The 22520-nt window shown below is 59.2% G+C and carries 11 protein-coding genes; 6 read left to right on the top strand and 5 right to left on the bottom strand.

Going from position 1 to position 22520, the window contains the following annotated elements; translation table 11 throughout:
- The first annotated feature begins 25 nt into the window (after positions 1-25).
- Both FDP13_RS04580 and FDP13_RS04575 read left to right on the top strand, forming a co-directional pair.
- A complete protein-coding gene (locus FDP13_RS04580) occupies positions 26-8680 on the top strand; it encodes a non-ribosomal peptide synthetase (protein ID WP_199886299.1) in 8655 nt (2884 codons plus the stop codon).
- Between the two features lie 122 nt (positions 8681-8802).
- Positions 8803-9054, top strand: a complete 252-nt coding sequence (locus tag FDP13_RS04575) for a hypothetical protein (protein WP_012769063.1) — start codon at positions 8803-8805, stop codon at positions 9052-9054.
- 86 nt (positions 9055-9140) lie between these two features.
- Here the strand turns inward: FDP13_RS04575 and FDP13_RS04570 are convergent, their stop codons facing one another.
- Genes FDP13_RS04570 through fepD form a run of 3 tightly spaced genes read right to left on the bottom strand, consistent with a single transcriptional unit; the run spans position 9141 to position 12099 of the window.
- Positions 9141-9938 (bottom strand): ABC transporter ATP-binding protein, encoded by a 798-nt coding sequence (locus tag FDP13_RS04570; protein WP_012769064.1) that lies wholly within the window; start codon positions 9936-9938, stop codon positions 9141-9143.
- A 37-nt stretch (positions 9939-9975) separates the two neighbouring features.
- Positions 9976-11010 carry an iron-enterobactin ABC transporter permease gene (gene fepG / locus FDP13_RS04565; protein ID WP_143838811.1) on the bottom strand — a complete coding sequence of 345 codons (1035 nt, stop codon included), beginning with the start codon at positions 11008-11010 and terminating at the stop codon, positions 9976-9978.
- A gap of 12 nt (positions 11011-11022) precedes the next feature.
- Positions 11023-12099 carry a Fe(3+)-siderophore ABC transporter permease gene (gene fepD / locus FDP13_RS04560; protein WP_012769066.1) on the bottom strand — a complete coding sequence of 359 codons (1077 nt, stop codon included), beginning with the start codon at positions 12097-12099 and terminating at the stop codon, positions 11023-11025.
- 212 nt (positions 12100-12311) lie between these two features.
- On the opposite strand from fepD, the gene entS reads away from it, so the two are divergent.
- Positions 12312-13586 (top strand): enterobactin transporter EntS, encoded by a 1275-nt coding sequence (entS, locus tag FDP13_RS04555; protein ID WP_012769067.1) that lies wholly within the window; start codon positions 12312-12314, stop codon positions 13584-13586.
- A gap of 35 nt (positions 13587-13621) precedes the next feature.
- On the opposite strand, the gene fepB is transcribed toward entS, so the two are convergent.
- Entirely contained in the window at positions 13622-14668 is a 1047-nt protein-coding gene (gene fepB / locus FDP13_RS04550; protein ID WP_033577024.1) for a Fe2+-enterobactin ABC transporter substrate-binding protein, read from the bottom strand.
- Positions 14669-15081: 413 nt separating this feature from the next.
- On the opposite strand from fepB, the gene FDP13_RS04545 reads away from it, so the two are divergent.
- Positions 15082-16938 (top strand): Svx/AvrXca family virulence/avirulence protein, encoded by a 1857-nt coding sequence (locus tag FDP13_RS04545; RefSeq protein WP_143838809.1) that lies wholly within the window; start codon positions 15082-15084, stop codon positions 16936-16938.
- Positions 16939-17069: 131 nt separating this feature from the next.
- Complete coding sequence (locus FDP13_RS04540; protein WP_143838807.1) at positions 17070-18962, top strand: Svx/AvrXca family virulence/avirulence protein; 1893 nt, start codon at positions 17070-17072, stop codon at positions 18960-18962.
- Between the two features lie 497 nt (positions 18963-19459).
- Here the strand turns inward: FDP13_RS04540 and FDP13_RS04535 are convergent, their stop codons facing one another.
- Positions 19460-20269: a 5'-nucleotidase, lipoprotein e(P4) family gene (locus FDP13_RS04535; RefSeq protein ID WP_012769072.1), complete on the bottom strand. Its 810-nt coding sequence runs from the start codon at positions 20267-20269 to the stop codon at positions 19460-19462.
- Between the two features lie 904 nt (positions 20270-21173).
- On the opposite strand from FDP13_RS04535, the gene FDP13_RS04530 reads away from it, so the two are divergent.
- A complete protein-coding gene (locus tag FDP13_RS04530; RefSeq protein ID WP_012769073.1) occupies positions 21174-21965 on the top strand; it encodes an NPP1 family protein in 792 nt (263 codons plus the stop codon).
- The last annotated feature ends 555 nt before the right edge of the window (positions 21966-22520 follow it).

The following is a 22520-nucleotide window of genomic DNA, read 5'->3' as shown; positions in this document are numbered from 1 at the left end:
TCGACGGAGTAAGGAAAACAACAACGTGTCAGAGCGACTTAACGAAGCACAATCATCCAATACAGCACGATCATCCAATGAAGCAAGATCACCTAATGACGCCGATACATCCGGCCAGTCAACGCCTTCCCGCCCAGTAACGCCGGCGCATCCGGCGGGGACTCTGGAACTGCCGCTGGTGGCGGCTCAGCCCGGTATCTGGATGGCTGATCAGATTGCCAGTCAGCCGAATACGTTTACGGTGGCACATGCGCTGGAACTGAACGGCCCGGTCGACCCGGTTCATCTGTCGGCGGCGATTCGTCAGGGGCTGGCGGAAGCGGATACGGTACAGGCGCGCTTTGGTCTGAATGATCTCGGTGATCCGGTACAGTGGCTACCCTCCGCAACGGATGCCGCAAGTATCCGCGAACCGGAATGGCGGGATTTCAGCGATCCGGCGCAGGGCGAACAGGCGGCCTGGGCGTTGATGCGCGCAGATCTGGCGGCACCGCTGCCGGCCGATGGCGGGCAACCGCTCTACCGGCAGGTGATCATGCAGGTATCGGCGCAGCCGGAACGGTGGTTCTGGTATCAGCGTTTTCATCACCTGATGGTGGATGGCTTCAGTTTTGATGCGCTGACCCGGCGGATCGTGACGATTTACAACGCCCTTCGCGCAGGTGACGCGCCGCAGGCATCGCCGTTTACGCCGTTTGCCGAGGTGGTGGCGGAGTATCAGGCGTGGGACAACTCGCCCGCCTGCCGGCAGGCGGCCGCGTTCTGGCGCGACCATGCCGGCGAGTTGCCGACACCGGTATCGCTGGCGGCGGATGTGTGTACGCCGGCGCCGGCGGGAGCCCGCACCTTGCAACAGCAGGTGACGCTGCCTGCTGCGCCGTTTGCCGCACTGGCGGAACAACGGTTTGGCGGTAAGGCGCAACCGGCCGAAATCGCCATGGCGGCGCTGACGGTGTACCTCTACCGTATGAGCGGCGAGTCGCGTTTGTCAGTCGGTTTTCCGTTTATGCGGCGGATGGGGTCGGCGGCGCTGTGCGCTTGCGGGCCGGTGGTCAACGTATTGCCGCTGCAACTGACGCTACAGCCGGATATGACGCTGATTGACGCCACGCAGGCGCTACTGGCGGAAATCAAGGCGGTACGCCGTCATCAACGCTATGAAGCGGAGCAGTTGCGGCGGGATTTGGGGCTGGTCGGCGGCAGTGAAGGCTTGTACGGACCGGTGATTAACTTCAAGGTCTACAACGCCGGGTTGACGCTGGGGAACACGCCGGTGACCACGCACGTGCTGGCGATGGGGCCGGTGGATGATATGGAATTTACCCTCGGCGTGCAGGACGGCGAGCTGCAACTGGAACTGGTCGCCAACCCGGCGCGTTATGATGAGCCGGTGTTGCAGGCACACGCGCAGCGTCTGCAACATCTGCTGGCACAACTGGTGCAAGAGCCGAGTCAGGCTATCGGCGCGCTGAACCTGCTCAGCGACGGCGAATGGCGGCATATCGACGGGTGGGGCAGCGGCCCGCGCCTGACGATACCGGCGACGCTGCGCTCGGTGCTGGATTGTTTGCAACAGCAGGTACAACAGCAGCCGGATGCGCTGGCCGTCGTCTGTGGTCGAGAACAGCTTAGTTACCGTGAACTGTCGGCGCGGGTAATGCAACTGACGCGCCGGTTGATGGCGCAAGGCATTGGCGCTGGCGATGTGGTGGCGATCGGCGTGCCGCGCTCGGTATCGTCGGTGGTGGCGATTTTCGGGGTGCTGGCCAGCGGTGCGGCTTACATGCCGCTGGATCTGGATTATCCGCGCGAGCGTCTGGCGTTGATGTGCGACGACGCGCGTCCGGCGCTGCTGTTGACCCACAGCGCGGTGCGTGCGCAGATGCCGGAGCTATCGCAGGTGTTGTGTCTGGACGACGCCGGCTTGCGGGCCGAATGCGCCCGGTTACCCGCTCACCCGGTGACGGAGGCGGAACGGCGCGAACCGCTGTGCGGCGACCATCTGGCATATATGATCTACACCTCCGGTTCTACCGGGAAGCCGAAAGGGGTGATGAGTACCCACGCCGGCTTGCTCAACCTGATGATGTCGCATTCAAGCTTCCTGTTCGGCCCGGCGATCGCCCGTTTTTCACAGCAACACGGCCGTCGCCTGCGCGCCGGGCACACCGCCTCGTTCTCCTTCGATTCCTCCTGGGAACCGCTGTTTTGCATGATGATGGGCAGTGAGTTACACATTTTCGATGAAGAACTGCGTAAAGACGCCTGGGCGCTGGTGCAGCATTTTAACCAGACGCCTGTCGACTTGTTGGATATCACGCCGTCGTTTTTCACCCAGATGATCGACAGTGGTCTGCTGGAGGCGGATAACCATCAGCCGGCCTTCATCATGATTGGCGGCGAAGCGGCCACGCCGCGGCTGTGGCAACTGATGCGCCAGCATCCGCAGATGGAAATTCATAATTATTACGGACCGTCGGAATACACCATCGATACGCTGGGCGCGCGGGTTACGGTGGCGGATCAACCGGTGATAGGCCAGCCGGTCGCCAATACCCGGGTCTGGCTGCTGGATAACCAATTGCGCCCGGTGCCGGTAGGCGTGCCCGGTGAGCTGTACATCGCCGGACCGGGGTTGGCGCGCGGCTATCTGCGCCGCCCGGATCTGACCGCCACACGCTTTGTCGCCTGTCCGTTCATGCCGGGCGCGGTGATGTACCGCACCGGCGACCTGATGCGCTGGCGTCACGACGGTCAACTGGCGTTTATCGGCCGCGTTGACCACCAAATCAAAGTCCGTGGTTTCCGCGTCGAACTGGGCGAGGTGGAAAACGCGCTGGTGGCGCTGGCCGAGGTGAGCACCGCAGTGGTGATCGCCGAACCGCTCGGCGCGACGCATCGGCTGATTGGTTACTGCTCGGTGCCGGACGAAGCCGCCCGCGCACAACCGGATTGCGCCGCCCGCCTGCTGGCGCAACTGGCGGAACAATTGCCGGACTACATGATCCCGGCGGTATTGATGGTGATGGCGGAGTTGCCGCTGACCGTCAACGGCAAGATTGACCGTCAGGCGCTGCCGAAACCGCAGCAGGCCGCCGCGGTGGCCGGGCGTGAAGCCGCCACCGACCAGGAACGGCTGATTTGCCAGTCCATCGCCAGTTTGCTGAAACTGGATTCAGTCAGCGCGGAGGCGGATTTCTTTGCGCTGGGCGGCGACAGCATTTCCGCCATGGGGCTGGGCACGCTGTTGCGACGCGCCGGCTGGCAACTGCGGCCGAAAACCATTTTCGCCGAACGCACGCCGGCGCGCATGGCGCAGGCAATGCAGCCGCTGGCGGCGGCATCCGGGCCGGCACGCACGGTACGGCATGGCGTGGTGGACGGCCTGCCTATCGTGCACGGCTTCGACCGCCTGGCGGGCATCAACCAACGGTTTGCGCACGGCGTTTTCCTGTCGGTGCCGGACGCGCTGCAACCGGCGCACCTGACACAAGCGCTGATCGCACTGGCGCAGGCGCACCCGGCGTTGACCGCGCTGACCCGCGACGGGCAACTGGTGATTGACGCCGCTTCGTCCACGACCGTATCCGTGATCAGCGACACGCTGACGGCGCAGGAGCCGGTTGATGCGGCGGCCGAACGGGCGTTTGACGCGGCGATGGCGCGCCTCGACCCGGCGGCAGGGCAGATGATGCAAGCGGTGCTGCTGCAACGCGACGGCCGCGCCTGTGGGCTGGTATGGGTTGTTCACCATCTGGTGGTGGACGGCGTATCGTGGCGCGTCCTGCTGCCGGAATTGCGTCAGGCGGCTGAGGCGGCGATGGCCGGCCAACCGGCCGTGTTGCCTGCCGAAGAGTGTTCGTTGGTCGACTGGTCCGCCAGTCTGAAAGGGCAGGTAGCGGCGCGCCGTGCCGAATTGCCGCTCTGGCAATCGGCGCTGGCGGCGTCGCTGCCGCAACTGGGGCAGCGACGTCTCGATCCGTCTCGTGATCAGGAGCAAACCCGACGGCTGTCACGCCGGGTACTGGATAACGGGCTGACCGATGCGGTGCTGACGACGTTGCCGGAACGCTATCAGGCGCGGGTGGACGAGATCTTGCTGGGCGCGCTGGTGCTGGCCTGTCACCGCCGCTTTGGCGTTCAGCCGTTACGGCTGGCACTGGAATCTCACGGTCGTATCGACACGCCGGAGGGGCTGGATCTCGGGCGCACGGTCGGCTGGCTGACCGCCGAATACCCGGTGTGCATTGATGCGTCGGCCGCGGACGCTACGCCGTGGGCTATCCTGCGGTCAGTGAAAGGTGCGTTGCGGGCGGTGCCGGATCGCGGCGTCGGTTATGGCGTGCTGCGTTATCTGGATGCACAGAGTGCCGATGCGCTGGCGGCGCTGGAAGAACACGCTCCTGAAATTCTGTTCAACTATCTGGGGCGCTTCGACGCGGACGAAGGGCCTTGGTCGCCGCGTCGCAGCGAGCGCTATTTCCGCGATGCCTTTGCCGTGGCGCAGGCGCCGACGATACCGCTCAGCCATCCGCTGGATATCAATATTTTTGTCGATGAACAGGGCGAACAACCGCAACTGGCTATCCACTGGGGATGGGCACACGGGGTGTTCGACGCGGAGGATATCGACGCGCTGCATCAGGGGATGATGCAGGCGATCGAGGCGTGGCGGGATCTGGCCGGTTCTCCGCCGCTGTCGGATACGCTGGTATCCGCCGACGTGGCGCTGAGCGGTGTCGATGACCCGGCGCTTGAGCGCTTGCGTCAACACTACGGGCCGCTGGCGGCGGTATTGCCGGTGCTGCCGCTACAGCAAGGACTGCTGTTTCACGCTCAACTGGCGCAAGCCGCCGGCAGCTATAACTCGCTGACCCGGCTGTCGCTGCGCGGCCCGCTGTCGGTAGCACAACTGAGCCAGGCGCTGGAAGCGGTGGTGCGTCACCATCCGCAACTGGCGGCGCGCTTCGATACCGAACATACGTCGGCGCCGTTGCAGGTGTTGCCGGTACTGCGTGACGACCAGTGCTACTGGCCGCTGGAGAGCCTGACGTTACCGGCGATGTCGGCAGACGACGAGGCCGATGCCTTGCTGGCGCTGGAAAAAACCGAACTGGCGCGCGACCTGTTCCATCAGCCGTCGTCGATGCTGCACGCCTTGCTGGTCAGCCACGCGGACACAGAGCGGCACACGCTGTTCCTTAACGCACATCATCTGGTGGTGGACGGCTGGTCGACCCCGGTGTGCCTGCGCGATTTGTTCACCGTGTTGTATCAGGGGTGTCGCGCGCTGACGCCGCACGCAGTGCCGTATGCCGACATTATTCGCCAACTGGCGGCCCGCGATGCACAGACCTCGCGCCAGTGCTGGCACGAGGTGCTGGCAGGCGCGCGGCCGACGCTGCTGTTCGGCGATGGCCCGCATCACGGCGACGTGAGTGAGTTGGAACTGCTGCCGGAGCCGCAACTGGAACAAGGGTTGCTGGCGCTGTGCAAACAGTATGGCCTGACGCTCAACAGCGTGATGCAGGGTCTCTGGGGGATGCTGCTTAGCGCCAGCAGCGGGGCGGACGATGTGTTGTTCGGCTCGCCGGTATCCGGCCGCTTTGGTCAGATTGACGGCATCGGCCAGCAGGTCGGGCTGTTCAGTAATACGCTGCCGGTGCGGGTGCGGCTGGATGCCGCGCGGGCGCTGCCGCCGCAACTGGCCGAATTGCAGGCGCAGCAAATTCAGTTGATTGAGCACGACGATATCGGGTTGGGAGAAATCCAGCAACTGGCGGGGACCGGTACGCTGTTCGACACCCTGCTGGTGGTGGAGAACTACCCGGATGGCGATGAACTGAGTCAGCCAGGGCAGGCGCTGCGCTGCGAGGCGGTCAACAATCGGGGTTACACCCACTATCCGCTGACGCTGCTGGTACTGCCCGGCAAACGGCTGCGGCTGTTGATGGAATACCGCGACGGCGTGGCGCAGCCGCAGCGGCTGGCGCAACGCCTGTTGCTGTTGTTGCAACAACTGGTGGCCGAGCCAGAACGCCCGCTGTCGGCCTGGAACCTGCAACTGCCGGAAGAACAGGCGTTGCTGGCGGCGGTCAACCGCACTGAACAGCCGGTGCCGCCGGGCACGTTACATCAGGCACTGGCGGCGCAGGCGCAACGCACACCGGAGTGCATCGCGCTGGTGGATTGCCGGCATCAACTGACTTACCGTCAGGTTCGACATCAAACCCGGCTACTGGCCGACCGGTTGAGCGACGCCGGCGTGCGGCCCGGCGATATCGTGGCGGTGGCGCTGCCGCGCTCGGTGCGCCTCAGTCTGGCGCTGTACGCCATTCTGGAAGCGGGTGCCGCTTACCTGCCGCTGGATACCGGTTATCCGGATGAACGACTGGCGCTGATGGTGGAGGATGCGCAACCCCGGCTGATGATCACCGAAAGCAGTTTGCAGTCACGTTTTGCCGACATGGCGGATGTCCTGCTGCTGGACACGTTGGCGGATGAACGCCAGTCGCCGCGTCACCCGTCGCCGCAGATCGCGGAACAATCGTCGCTGGTCGCGGAACAACAGGCGGCTTACGTGATTTACACCTCCGGCTCCACCGGCCGCCCGAAAGGGGTGGTGGTCGGCCATCAGGCCATCGTCAACCGCTTGTGGTGGATGCAACATCAATACCCGCTACAGGCGGATGACGTGGTGTTGCAGAAAACACCGTGCAGCTTCGATGTTTCGGTGTGGGAATTCTTCTGGCCGCTGATGGTCGGTGCCCGGCTGGTCATGGCGCCGCCGGATGCGCACCGCGACCCGGATGCGCTGGTACAGTTGATCAACGACTACGCGGTGACCACCCTGCACTTCGTGCCGTCGATGCTGGCGGCCTGGGTGAGCGCGCTGGAGATGCGCCCGCGTGCGGAGATCGGCTGCGGCAGTTTGCGGCGGGTATTTTGCAGCGGCGAAGCGTTGTCGCGCGAGCTGGCGCTGAATTATCAGGCGCTCATCGCGGCGCCGCTGCACAACCTGTACGGCCCGACCGAAGCGGCGGTGGACGTCACCTGGCAACCGGCGTCCGGCGAGGCGTTGGAACGCTGTCAGTTGCCGGGCATCCCCATCGGCCTGCCGGTGTGGAACACCCAACTGCGCATTCTGGACGGCGCGCTGCGGCCGGTGCCGGTTGGCGTACCGGGCGATCTGTATCTGTGCGGCATCCAGTTGGCGCAGGGGTATCTGCGTCGGCCGGATTTGACCGCCAGCCGTTTTGTGGCGGACCCGTTCGCCAGCGGTGAGCGCATGTACCGCACCGGCGACATCGCACGCTGGCTGGAAGACGGCACGGTGGACTACCTCGGTCGCAGCGACGATCAGTTGAAAATCCGCGGGCAGCGTATCGAGCTGGGTGAAATTGAGCAGGTGCTGCTGGCGCAGCCCGGCGTGGCGCAGGCGGTGGTCGGCGCGCGTGAGCTGGGCGGAAAATCAGCCCGACTGCACGGTGCCGATGCCCGGCAACTGGTGGCCTGGCTGGTGCCGCAGGCCGAGACCACGCTGGATATCGCCGCGTTACAACAGGCGCTGTCGCAGCAACTGCCGGCCCATATGGTGCCGGTGAGTTACGTGCTGATGACGTCATTCCCGCTCAGCGCCAACGGCAAGCTGGATCGTAAGGCATTACCGGCGCCAGCCGGGCAGCAGGCCGCCGGACGCGCACCGCAGACGGACAGCGAACGCACCATCGCCGCGTTATTCGCCGAGCTGCTGGCGTGCGAAACGGTATCGGCGGAGGACGATTTCTTCGCGCTGGGCGGTCATTCGTTGCTGGCGATGCGGCTGGCCGCCGAGATTCGCCGCCGGTTGCAACGGTCGTTGACGGTGGGGCAGCTAATGGCGGCGCGCAGCGTAGCCAGCATCGCCGCGCTGGTGGACGACGCAACCGACGGCAGTCACTCGGATGGGAATGGCGAAACGCTGCCGTTGCGTTCCGGCGGTGGACCGGTGTTGTTCTGCCTGCATCCGGCGTCGGGTTTTGCCTGGCAGTACGCGGGGTTGTTGCGTTATCTGGACGGGGATTACCCGATCGTCGGGTTGCAATCGCCGCGGCCGGACGGGGTGATCGCCCGCTGCGAATCGGTGGCGGACATGTGCGATCACCATCTGGCGACCATCCGACGTGTTCAGCCGCAGGGGCCGTATTTCCTGCTGGGCTATTCGCTGGGTGGGACGCTGGCGCACGGTATTGCTGCGCGGTTGCAACAGGCGGGTGAAACGGTATCGTTCCTCGGCTTGCTGGATACCTACCCGCCGGAAGGGCAGGACTGGAGCGCCCCGGACGAAGCCGACGCCCGCGAGGAAGTGGCGCGCGAACAGGCCGGGTTTATGGCAGACACCCAGGCGGAGGACGATCCGCAATTACGGGCGGAACGGGCGGCGATGTTTAGCAATATCGTCGGCAACTATCAGGATGCGGTTCGGTTGCTGTCATCGGCCCGCTCGGGCCGTTACGACGGTGAAGCCACGTTGTTTGTGGCGACCCGCACCTTGCCGGCTGACATGGATGTCAACGCCACCTGGGCGCCGTATGTCGGCACACTGACGCAGTACCCGCAGTCTTGCGAACACGCGGATATTCTGTCGCCGGCGTCGCTGGAAAACCTCGGGCCGTTGCTGAATAAACTGCTGCGCAGGTAATAAGAGAATGGCCGACGGTAGTCGGCCAATATTGCCAAAAAAGCGTCGAAGGCACCGGTAGAAGAAAAATACCGTCGTATGCTATTTATACCCAAAATAATTCGCGTTGCAGGACAACATATATGTTCATTTCAGATAAAAAAATAGCTGAAAGCCTGATTGAAAAATCGATTGTTCTTATTGAGCAAATCAAAGCTGAGCTGGCAGTGTTGAAATCTGTGTTACCTGCGGAAGAGTATGAGCGGTGCCAACATATCGCCGGGCATTTGGTTTATACGTTGACCGGAAAAATTATCAATGACATTTCAATTGATCATCCAGATTTAAAACCACAAGGTTTCACGGTATATGTTGATAAGGACATGAACTCATAGGGCGGATTTTGTGCAGTAACGACTTATTGCGTTAGGCAATGCCAGTCTGCCGTTTAACTGACTGGCATTACCAACCGCGCCTGGCTTCAGGGCGCCGGGTGATGGCGGCCGCAGGGCACAATCAGCGGAGTGTGGGAAACCGGGTCGTCGATGATGACGCAGGCCATGCCGAACACCTCTTGTACCAGTTCGGCGGTGACGATATCGGCGGGCGCGCCCTGCGCCATTACCGTACCGGCACGCATGACGATCAGGTGATCGGCGTAGCGGCAGGCTTGATTAAGGTCGTGCAGCACAGCGACCAATGTGCGGTCGTGCTGCTGGTTCAGTTCGCGGAACAGGTCCAGCAGGTCAATCTGATGGGCGATATCCAGCCAGGTAGTCGGTTCGTCCAGCAACAACAGCGGCGTTTGCTGCGCCAATACCATCGCTATCCACACCCGCTGGCGTTGGCCGCCGGAAAGCGCATCCACGCTGCGTTCCGCCAGTTCGCTGACGTTGGTCGCCGCCATCGCTTGCGCCACCGCCGTTTGGTCGGCGTCGCTCCACTGGCGCAGCAGCGTCTGGTGCGGGTAGCGCCCGCGCGCCACCAGATCCATCACCGTGATGTTATCCGGCACAATGGCGTGCTGCGGCAACAGCCCCAGTTGCCGCGCCAGCGTTTTAGTTGGAATACGGTGGATGCTGGTGCCATCCAGCAAGACGTCGCCCGCCATCGGTTTTAGCAGGCGGCACAGCGCACGCAGCAGGGTAGATTTGCCGCAGGCGTTGGGGCCGATGATTACACTGAATTTTCCGGCCGGGATCGCCACGCTCAGATCCCGGGCGATAATGTTGTTGTCGTAGCCTAGCGTTAACTGCTCGGCGTGCAAAAGCTGTGTCATCCGAATCACTCTATTACAGGCAAATTAACGATACGGATTACCGACGCGCTTCACGGATCAGTAACCCGATGAGGTAAAGCCCGCCGATGCTGACCGTCACCGCGCCTACCGGTAGTTGCCGGCCTGCAAACAGATGTTGCGCGACGATATCCGCGGTCAGCAGCAACAGCCCACCGGCCAGCGCCGAGGCGCATAACGGCATAGTGCTGGCGCGAGCCAGGCGACGTGCAATTTGTGGCGCCGCCAGCGCGATAAAGGAAATCGGCCCGACGCAGGCGGTCACGACCGCAATCAATACGATACCGCACAGCATCAGTTGCAATCGGCTGCTTTCCGCGCTCACGCCCAACGCCCGCGCGCTGTCGTCGCCCATCTCCAGCAGTTGCAGTCGCCGTGCCAGCAGCAACGTCGCCAGCAGCGTCAACGGGATCAGCAACAAGGCGGGCGTGGCTTTGGTCCAGGTCATACCGTTCAGCGATCCGACGCCCCACAGCGCGGCGGTCATCACCGTTTCCAGCGCGCCGGCGATCATCAGCCAGGTGTTGAACGCCGACAGCACCGCACTGACCGCAATACCGACGATGATCAACCGAAAGCCGCTGATGCCTCGCCGCCACGCCAGCAGATACACCGCCAGCGCCGTCGCCAGGCCGCCCAGTACCGCACCGCCGGCAATCTGGTAATAGCTGCCGTGCAGCACAATGATGGTCACCAGCGCTCCGGTATACGCGCCGGTATTGAACCCGACTACGTCCGGGCTGCCCAGTGGGTTGCGGGTCAGCGACTGGAAAATGGCGCCGCTGACGCCGAGGCCCGCGCCGGCCAGCAGTGCCATCACCGCCCGTGGGGCGCGCCATTGGGTGACGACGGTCACGGTGCCGGCATCGCCGTGGCCTGCCAGCGCCTGCCACACCATCGCGGCGGACAGCGGCAGGGTGCCGAGGCTCACCGCCAGCGTCAGCAATGCTGCGCCGCCCAGTAATAGCGCCAGGTTGACCCACAACGCGCGTAGCGGCAGACGGCCGCTGGCAACGTCGGCAGGTAGGCGCAGGAACAGGGTTCGGGTAGACATAGCAGGAGTTCCCTAAGAGTGACGTCGACGTACCAGCCAGATCAGGACCGGCGCGCCGATAAAGGCGGTGACGATGGAAACCCGCAGCTCACCCGGTACCAGCAATCGACCGATGATATCGGCGCCAAGCAGCAGTATCGGGGCGAACAGCAGCGAATAGATCAGGATCCAGCGCTGATCAGGGCCCGCCCAGCCGCGTGCGATATGCGGGATCATCAGGCCGACAAACCCGATAGGGCCGGCCAGCGCGGTGGCGGAACCGCACAGCAACATCACCGACAGCATGGCGATAACGCGAATCAACGCTACGCGGGTGCCGAGAGCGGTGGCGAGATCGTCGCCCATGCTGAGCGTATTCAGCGAGCGGGCGGTGAAAAAAGCCAGCGCGCAGCCCAGTAATACGGTAGGGGTTACCCAGGCGACATTACTCAACGAACGGATATCCAGCGTGCCGGCTTCCCATAGGCGCAGTTGATCAAACGCCAGCGGATTGAGCAACGACAGCGATGAAGTAAAACCAGATAACACGGCGCTCAGCGCCACGCCGGCCAGCGTCAGGCGGATCGGATTGACCCGGCCGCCGCTCAGGGTGCCGATGACCCACACCATCAGGCCGGCCGCCAGTACGCCGAGCCAGGCGAAACCCAGCCACGAGGCCATACCGGTAATGCCGAAGACGCTGATACCGAGCACGATGGCGAAGCTGGCGCCGGCGTTAACGCCAAGGATGCCGGGGTCGGCCAGCGGGTTGCGGGTCAGCGCCTGCATCACCGCGCCGGCGGCGCCCAGTGCCATGCCCACCAGAATGCCGGCCAGAGTCCGCGGTAGCCGCGCCTGTAAAACGATGGTGCTGTCCGGACCTTGCAACTGGCTGAACAGCGTGTGCCAGACCACGTCCGGCGCAATAGCGCGGGCGCCCAGCATCAGGCTGGCAAGAGAGATCAACGCCAGCAGCAGCAGGCAGGGGATCACACCGGCGATACGCCGACCAGTAACTGATGGCTGTAAGCGCGGTAAGCCGGTTGTCGCGACCCTCTGACCGGAAAGGGCGGGTCTCACTGATAAGAATCGCTTTATTAAATAATGCATATGATTATTATTATCATTAATGTTGTGACGAGGCTAGGATAGCATAGGGACTTCGGCAAAGACATTGACCTGAAGCCGTATTGGCGCCATTTACCGCGCCGCCTACGCCCCCACATTTTGGCTGACGAGCGGTCATCTCAGGCCGTCAATGGCGGCGGTGCCGCGTGGACAAAACAGCATTTTCATTAAGAACAGGAATTCAACCAACGCTCATGGCTAAATCTTCTTTTTTTCTCGACTTCAGCTTGCTGAAGCAGAATGCGCATTTTCGCGCCATTTTTGTCGCCCGTATGTTGTCGGTCTTTGCGCTCGGTATGTTGACCGTCGGCGTGCCGGTGCAGATTCAGGCAATGACCGGCTCCACGTTGCAGGTTGGGATGGCGGTGGCGCTGGATGGCATCGGCATGTTTATCGGGCTGATGTTGGGCGGTGTGCTGGCGGACCGCTTCGATCGCCGTAAACTGATTCTGTTTGCCCGCGCGACCTGTGGGCTAGGGTTCGTGGCGTTGAGCCTGAATGCATTTTCCGGTTCGCCGTCATTGCCGGCGCTTTACCTGCTGGCAGCCTGGGACGGCTTTTTTGGTGCGCTGGGTATGACTGCCCTGATGGCGGTGATCCCATTGCTGGTCGGGCGGGAAAATTTGCCGGCTGCCGGTGCGTTGACCATGCTGACGGTGCGGCTGGGAGCGATTTTGTCGCCGGCGCTGGGCGGGGTGATTATTGTTGCAGGCGGCGTGGGCTGGAACTTTGCGGTGGCCGCGGCAGGCACGCTGGCAACGTTGATCCCGCTGGTGCGGCTACCGGCGATGAAACCGGCGCCGGGCAAACCGGAGCATCCATTACAGGCGCTGGCCGGTGGCGTACGATTCGTTTGTGCGCACCCGGTGGTGGGTTGCGTGGTGCTGTTAGGGATGCTGGTAAGCGTGGTCGGGGCGATGCGAGTGCTGTTTCCGGCGCTGGCAGGCGATGCGTACCATGCCGGGCCGTCGGCGGTGGGGTTGATGTATTCCGCCGTGCCGCTGGGCGCCATGCTGGGGGCGTTCACCAGTGGTTGGGTATCGGGCGTGCAGCGGCCGGGACGCATTCTGCTGGGGTGTGCGACGGGCGCGTTTCTGGCGGTGGGGTCGCTAGGGGTGTTCAGCCATTTGCTGCCTGCGCTGCTGGCGTTGGTTTGTTATGGCTATTTCAACGCGATCACCTCGTTGTTGCAGTTCACCTTGATCCAGAGCCATACGCCGGATCACCTGCTAGGGCGGGTCAATAGCTTGGGAACGGCACAGGATGTCACCGGCGATTCCGTTGGGGCGCTGATTCTGGGGGTAATGGGCAAACTGCTGGCGCCTGCAAGCAGCATCCTGGTTTTTGGCGCGGCGGCGGCGTTGTTGGGCAGCATGATGGCGTTGCTGGTGCGGCCGCTGCGCCAGTGTCGTTTCGGCGAACCGTCGCCGGATGAAGAGAAAACCGGCGACGCGATACAAGAGGGGTAAGCGGTGTTGCAGCACCACGGTGACGATGCGATACCTCAGTGGGGCGTTGGCCGGCGAAAGCTCTGCTCGATACGGGTCAACAGGTTGCCGGCGCTGTAATAATCGAGCCGGAAGGTATCCGGGCCCATCGCCCAGATGCGGCGTTGTTTAACCGGTTCCAGATGGCTGAGGAATGGATTGGCGACGACCCGGTTAACGGTTTCGTCGTCATTGGCGAATAGGAGCAGTGATTGGCCATTAAGGCTGCCGGCCATGTTCTCGCCGGAGATCTGCAAAATATCTTGCCGTTTCCCCATGCGGGTTTCCGTCGGCAGGTTGTCCGGTAGCGACGCCAACTGGAAGCCGAGCTCGCTGAGCAGTTGCCCCTGCGCGGATGAGCGTGTCCACAGGTTGACGCCGCGGCCGTCTTCGTAATACACCAGTGCCGACACCGGCTGAGGTGGCAACTGAATTGCTTGCTTCACCGTCTGCACCCGTTGTTCGAAACGTTCAATCACCTGCCGGGCATCGGTTTCGCGACCGGTTGCCTGGCCCAGATATTCCGCTAACTGCTGCCAGCTTTTATCACCATAATCCACCACCAACGTCGGGGCGATGGCGGCAAGCTGTTCATACAGTTTCAGGGCGGAATCGCCGCCGGTGGCGGCTATGACGATCATATCCGGCGCGGCGGCGGCGATCGCTTCGGCGTTGGGTTCGGTTACATAGAGCGGGATAACGCCGCGCGCTTTCGCCTCGGTACCCCACTGACGAAAGAATCCCTGTTCATCAGCCACGATGGTGTTGGGGCTGGTCGCGCCAGAGCCGATCAGCGGCGCGTGGATCGCCAGCAGTGTGCCGCTGATGGTGACGCTGGTGGAAACGATGCGTTGAGGGGGATGGGCGAGCGTTACCGGCCCCTTTGGCGTTTGCAACGTGCGCGGCCAGCCCTCGGCAGGGGCGGTTGACGTATGCTGCGTCGAAGAAGCGCTATTGTCGCAGCCGACCAGCAGCATGGCCAGTAACCCCAGCATCCACCGCATATAACGGTAGTTGTTATTTCCTGATAGCACGCCGGCGGCGCACCCGTCTGATCCCACCATACGATTACCTGTCGAGCATGAAAATAAGTAGCAAGGTTATCGATAATGCGTCTCACATACAATATGGTCGGGGTGAATCATGAGTTTGTATTAATAATTATCGATGGCGGGAGTTACCAGCTAACCATGCTGATTTTTTGATGTTAGGCGTTTTTATTGATTTATCAGGGTTAATTATTCTGTATTTATGTGATGTTTTGTCAATAATTGTAGATCTGTCCGTATTGCTAGATTGAAAAGTGTAATAAAGTTGATGTGTCACGCTGTCAGTGAGTGACGATATTCAGTAGGTAAAACAGGTCATGAAGACCCTATAAGGCTGCCTTTGACGTCCTGTGTCAGGAGGTTTGCTTTCCTTTTCATAGGATCGTGAGAAGGCGTATTTATCATTATCATGCTTGGAAAACGGACTTATGTCGCAGATAAGAAAGCATATTTCTCTGGGCCGCTGTCTGCTTGCCGTAGGCAGTTTATTGGCGGCGAATGCCGCTTATGCGGATGAAACCTGTGTGGCGGGTAACTGGCAGGTGAGTAAAGTCAGTGATATGCCGGCAGTACAGTATCAGACCGAACATTTTGCGTTTCGTTGGACGGGTAATCAGGTTAAACAGGCCGATGTCGCCGCCGCCGGCAAACAACTGGAGTTGATTTGGGATAAGTTCATTAACCAGATCAAATTCCCGCAGCCATATTGCAATGCGGCCGTTAAATACAAAGCGAATATTCATATCGACCCGTCCTTCGGTTTGACCGGCGGTGTGGCGGATGGCGGCACGATGGGGGTTTGGATCGGCCCCGGCGCACTGCTTGACCATTGGGGACTGGCGCATGAATTCACCCATGCGTTGCAAGGGCAGACCGGCAGCTTCCAGTCTTACGGTAATCAAAACTTCGTTGGCTGGATCTGGGAATCCCACGCGAACTGGATGTCTCATCAGTTGGATGAATACCGCGGCACTTCCGCACATTGCTCCGATATGCTGGTGAACTATCCGCACCTGTATCTGGGGTCAACCCGCGATCGTTACTGTAACTGGCAGTTCATGGAACATCTGAAGAACCGCTATGGCTACAGCGCAGTGAACGATATCTGGGCTAAAGCGCCGAAGGCGGGTAGTGCCGAGCAAAATACGACCGACCCGATCAGTGTGCTGAAGAGCAACATGGGCTGGAGCCAATCCGAGCTGAACGATTTCTTCGGCGACTGGGCGATGCACAACGTCAACTGGGACTATACCGATCCTGATGGTTACGATCGCGGTAGTTTCTATCGCCGGACTTACGGTGGATATGGTGCGGTGACGCCGTCTCAGGAGAATGCCGATAAATTACTGCGTACTACCGCATTAGACCCGGTCAGCGCCTCCGGCGTAAGACGTTTTGCCGTGCCGTTCGATCAGGCGCCGCAGCGCTGGGGCTACAATATTGTTCGTCTGATTCCGGACAGCGGTGCGACCAAAGTGACGGTGTCGTTCCAGGGCGTGGTACAAAGCGCGCCGGCGGTCAATCGCCTGCCGGGCCTGAAGAACGACCCGGTTGCTCTCAACCAGCCGGATTCCGACTGGCGTTGGGGCCTGGTGGCGATCGACTCCGCCGGTAAGAGCCGTTACAGCACGCTGCAACGCGGCGCGTCGGCCAAAATCAGCAACTTTGCGGTGAAATCGAGTGATAAAGGGCTGTATCTGGTGGTGATGGGCTCGCCGTCGCAAATGCACCAGATCACCTGGGATCAGGCCTATTACTCGTTGTACCGCTACCCGTGGACGGTGGACCTGACCAACGCCTGGCCGGAAGGCTCGCAGCCGAACGCCCCGACGCCGACCGCCAATGGCCGTCGTCACGGCAACGGCGGTGGCTGGGTGGCGAATGGCGCAGAAGTGGCGTCGACCGCTTATGTCGGGCCGTATGCCCGGGTGATCGGCGGTAAGGTGCTGGATTATGCCCGTATCGAAGATCACGCTACCGTACTGAGCGGCACCGTATCCGGCAACGCCCGCGTCAGCGGTCTGACGGTGGTGCAGGGCAATACGGTTGTCAAGGACAACGCCCAGGTGAGCACCGTGTTCAAAGGACCGGGCGCTTTCGAACCGGGCGTAGTGGTATCCGGCTCGGCGCAATTGCGCGGCGATGCGGAAATTCGTGGCGTGTCTGCATCCAAGGGCGTGTTCTACGGCTTCATTGACGAAAATGAAGTGAAAGATAGCCAGGCCGGTGCCAATCTGACCGACGCCGTGCCGGAAGTGACCGAACGTCCGGCTTACGCTAAATGATCGCCGGTTAATACATCATCGACATAAAAGGGAACCGGGAAGTCCGGTTCCCTTTTCATCAGGATTATCAGGTGCGGCGGTGTTGGCGTGCCGCCCACCATGATACGCATAGGGAAGTAAAGGATAGCATTATGGGACATGTAAAAACGGTGGCCAGGATGGTCAACAGTGCGTTGATTCTCGGCGGTTTGTTCGCTCTCACGCCGGCATTCGCCGATGAAACCTGCATAACCGGCAACTGGCAGGCGGATACCACCGCGACGGATATGCCGGCGGTAAAATACCAGAGCGCGCACTTCGCGTTTCGCTGGAAAGATAGCGATGCGGGTAAAGTAAATATAAACAGCGTCGAAACTGCGGCGAAGCGGTTGGAAGAAGCGTGGGATAAGTACGTCAACCAGATTAAATTTCCCGAGCCTTATTGCAATAGCAAGGTAAAAATCAAAGCCAATGTTCATCTTGACCCATCGTTTGCGTTGACCGGCGGTCTGGCGCCCAACGGCAGCATGGGAATGTGGATCGGCACGGAAGAGCTGAAAAACGACTGGTCGATCAATTGGGCGATGCCGCATGAACTGGCCCACGCGTTGCAGGGGCAAACCGGTGGTTTCCAGGCGACCGCTCCCGGTAGCATTAACTATATGGGGTGGTTCTGGGAAGCTCATGCCGACTGGATGACGCATCAGATGGATAATCTTCATCACACCCAGACCGGTAGCGTCGAAGAAGTGATTAATATGCCGCATCTGCATCTTGGCACTTCGCGCACCCGCTATGGCGGCTGGTTATTTCTGGAGAACCTGAAAAACCGTTATGGCTATAAAGCCGTCAATGATTTGTGGGCGAAAGCGCCGAAAGAGGGTGATCCTGAACAGGGGACGGCAGATCCGTTCTCAGTACTGAAAAGCAACATGAACTGGAGTCAGTCCGAGCTGAATGATTTCTTCGGCGACTGGGCATTGCGTAATGTCGGCTGGGGTTACACTGATCCGGATGGTTACAATCAGGGAGAGGTGTATCGCCGTCTTTTGGGCGGGTATGAGGCATTCGAGCCCAATGGCGGAAATTCCTATCGGCTGCTGCGCGTCGCAACATTGGATCCCATCAGCAATACCGCCGGCGCGCGTCGTTTTGGCGTACTGTACGAGCAGGCTCCGCAGCGCTGGGGTTATAACGTGGTGCGGCTCATTGCGGATAATGGCGCCAGCCGTATCAGCGTGAAGTTTAACGGTGCGGTACAGACGGTGGCGGCGGTCAATCGTTTTCCGGGGCTGAAAAACGATCCTGCTGCGCTTACATCGCCGGATTCCGACTGGCGTTGGGGACTGGTTGCAGTCAACGCAGCGGGTAAGGCGCGTTATAGCGCGTTACAGCGCGGAGCCAGTGCATCCGTCAATAATTTTTCCATCAAGAAAGGCGAAAGCATTTATCTGGTCGTGATGGGGACGCCGACTGAGATGCATAAGATCAAGTGGGATCAGGCTTACTACGGCGTATACCGTTACCCGTGGACCGTGGACTTGACCAATGCCTGGGCTGACGGTAGCCAGCCGAATGCACCGACGCCGACCGCCAATGGCCATCGACACCGCAATGGCGGTGGTTGGGTTGCCGAAGGCGCACAGGTGGACGACACGGCTTATGTCGGTCCGTATGCCAAAGTGCTGGGCGGCAAAGTGCTGGGTAATGCCCGCGTTGAAGGCCATGCGGTTGTTATTGGCGGCACGGTATCCGATAACGCACGCATCGGCGGCCTGACGGTGGTTCAGGGCGATGCCGTGATTAAAGATAACGCGCAGGCCAGTACCACATTATGGCCGCTGGGCCTGACTGTGCCAGGGTTGGTAGTATCCGGTGATGCGCAATTACATGGTGATATTGATGCAAGGGAAGCGAACATGTCGGTATCGCGCGGAGTCTTCTATGGTTATCTGACCGGAGCCGAGATTCGCGACGGGCAGTCTGGCGCCAACCTGACCGATGCCGTGCCGGAAGTCACTGAATGCCCGGCCTACGCAAAGTAAGCTTCTGGCGGTAAGTCAGGTATGGCATCGGGTATCCGGTAACGTGGTTTGGCGCAACGTCAGCGGATATACCTGCCGTACTTCTCGAGTTATTGAAGGTATATACCCAAAATAATTCGAGTTGCAGGACAACACGCATTGCGTGTTGAACAACGCAACGCGTTGGCCCGTCAGGGCAAGGCTCGTTAGAGCCTTGTCACGCGGCAAGAGAGAGACAAATTCGTCGGGAACGAATTTGACCAGCCAACGGCTGGCCTGCGGTGAGAGACAGGATGTCTCTCATTTCATCCCGATGAGCTTACTCAGGTAAGTAATTCGGGTGAACGACAAATCTGCCGGGAGCAGATTTGAACGCTGCTTGCAGCGGCCCGAAGGGCGAGGCCCATTGATGGGCCGAGTCACGCAGCCAACGCACCTGCAACTTGAAGTATGACGGGTATAAACAACGGGGCGTTCGCCCCGTTGTTCTTGTCGTCAACCTCGTTAGCCAGCAGGGATTATTGCCCGTTCCAGGCGCGGATCTGCTGGTCGCGTATTTGCAATTTTTGCTCTGGCGTCAGCGAGTTATAGTTGCTGCTGAGGCCGCTTTCCCAGTCGCCGTACAGCGGATTAGGCAATATGATGAACTGCGTGCCGAATTTCGCCTGATTATTGCTGACGAACGCCCGACGCGCCGTATTGTCCTTATGATAGGTCGCTGCGCCGAAGTCGTTCAGGTTGTCTCCTACATACAGCACAATGTCGTTGCCCTGAGCGGCGATATCATCAAAGCGTGCCTGCTTGTTGCTGTTGCCTTTGCTTAGCCATAGCGTCTGATCGTTCACGTCGGGAAAGCCGAGTTTGAGCATGTTGTCGCGGGTATCGCCGGCTTCGATGATCAACCGGTTGGATACATAAAATACCTGTCCGCCATGGCTGTTGACGTAGCGGGTGAATTCCACCGCACCGGGCACGGCAAGTGCCTGGCGTGCATGAGACCAACGGTTCCAACTGAGCGGGTTGAATGAGGTATGTTCTTTGGCCTGCCAACCGCTATAGGCACTGTTGTCCAGCATGGTTTCGTCAATGTCGACTACGACTACCTTTTTCTTGCCCGGTTTGACAGGTGCGGCGTCGAACGCTAGCCGTGCGGAGTTAAATGCCTGATAACACAAGGCTTGATACTCGCCAGACTGTTGGAGCCAGTTCAGAGCCAGTACCGACTGGTTGGCGAGTCTTGCCTGGGCATCCTGAGACTGGGGAGTACTGCAGCCGGTGAGTGCCAGCATCGCCATCAGGGCGCCGGCGCTGAAAGTCAGCTTTTTCATGGAGTTTCCTTTTTTATGGCTGAGCAGGGTATGTGCGCCAAGCCGAAGAGGTCGTGCAGTAGCGATATCGAAGCAGGAATATATCGGCGAGTAAATATACCGGTCTTATTTGTACGCACTTTTTTAATAACTGTCACGAATCAGTGTAAAGACGGTAATGACGGGAATCGTAACGAAAACGTATTGAATACGGTGGTTGCAACGTACTGAAATAGCAGCGGCTATTAGAAAATATATCCCAAATAATTCGAGGTGCAGGACAACACGCATTGCGCATTGAACAATACAATGCGTTGGCTCGGCGGATTGATGGGTCGAGTAAGAAAACCTACACACCAGTAACCTGAAATGTGGCGGAAAAATAATAATAAAATTTCGTGCTGATTAATGATTGAACACGGATTAAGAAAATAGTTATGATGGTTGTCGACCAGCCAGATATTCAAGTTGGTGTCTATTCACAGTTGTATACCCGTCATACTTCACGTTGTAGGTACGTTGACTTTCCTGCAACTTGAATTATTTAGGGTATATATCCTAAATAGCTCGAATTGCAGAACAAGACTCATCATGAGTGTTGTAACGCTGTCGGTGGCCCGTAAGGCGAGGCCCATTGATGGGCCGAGTAAGAAAGCTAATGCATCTGCAATTTGAAATATAACAGATATATACCCAAAATAGTTCGAGTTGCAGGAAGGCGGCAATCGAGCGAATCCCCAGGAGCTTACACAAGTAAGTGACTGGGGTGAGTGAGGGCAGCCAACGCACCTGCAACTTGAAGTATGAAGGGTATAAAATGGGGATGTGATTATTGCGGTAATTAATAGTAATCACCTCTCTTTATTTTGCTTTTTAAAAACACTGACAGGCATGACGCCTAAGTAAAAAAGAAACAGGAGATGATATGTTTTTAAAGAAGACAGCTGTTCTGGCAACATTCCCCCTCTGGATTGCATTTGCGGCTCACGCCGATGACTTTGATAAACTGGATCAGGCGTTGCCTTCCGGCGTAAATGCCGCGTCGATTGCGCCGGTATTCGATTTTGATACGGATGGTTGCCTGCCCAGCGCAGGAATTAGCCGTAGTGGTCAGCAGAACGGCGGCCTGAAGCCGACCGGCAGCCTGACCGGCGGCTGCCGCTGGAGCACGTTTTTGGATAAGTCCAATACCTTGCACCGTTACGCCTGCGTCAATAACGGCGGTAATCGTTATTGCGGGCATTTTTATGCGCTCTATTTCCTGAAAGATCAGATTGCGGCCGGTATTAATAGCGGTCATCGTCACGACTGGGAATATGCGGCGGTCTGGACCAAAAACGGTACCGTCACACATGGTAGCTACAGCGCTCACGGTAAGCTGACGACCGCTGCTGCGTCCAGTCTTGATAAGCAAAATGGTCACCTGAAGTTTGTGTACCACAAAGACGGCGCGCTGACCCACGCGTTCCGCTTTGCCCAATCAGGCGAGCAGGCGGAAAACCCGTACAACACCTTTGTCACGCCGGATATTGTCAGTTGGTACTCGGTGCATGGTGACGGCGTCAGCAATCAGGACATGCGTAACAAAATGAATACGTTCAATTATGAGTCGGGCGATATTCCGATGAAGGACGGGAACTTTCTGTCTAACCTGAACAATGGTAAACCGGGCGATTATCCGACCTTTACGCAAGCCAGCGTGGACAGTTCTAAATAATCCTCAGGCCGGGCCACCTGGCCTGGCTGTTTCATCAATCGAAGAGTAGGTACTGAGATGACTTAAGGTGAGACAGTTCCAATTCATTAAAGTAATGAATAGGCGTTAGCTTTTTTCAATTGAAATTGAAATGGAAATGGAAATGGAAATGGAAATGGAAATGGTATTTTCGGCATCATTTTGCTTTATACCCAAAATAATTCGAGTTGCAGGCAGGCGGCAATCGAGCGAATCCCCGGGAGCTTACTCAAGTAAGTGACCGGGGTGAATGAGGAAGCCAACGCACCAGCAACGTGAAGTATGACGGGTATAATCATTTTTTGTATAAGACAGACTGATGTTAATTAATAAAATAGGGGGTAAAACTACAGTTAAAATAAAAAAGATAATTGATGGTTTTGTAAAGTTATTCCTTCGTAATGCCGACATGTCTTTCAATTCCTATGTGGTATTGATGCCATTAGCGAAAATCGCTTTCGCTTCACCCCGCTTCTTCCGTAAAGGAGACGTTATCATAGATGCCCAACGAAATGGGCTTTAGCCTTTTTGATTTTG

Source organism: Dickeya sp. ws52 (genome assembly GCF_007210685.1).
GTDB lineage: Bacteria > Pseudomonadota > Gammaproteobacteria > Enterobacterales > Enterobacteriaceae > Dickeya > Dickeya chrysanthemi.
Note: the sequence above shows the minus strand (reverse complement) of the source record. Positions and strands in the feature narration are given on the sequence as shown.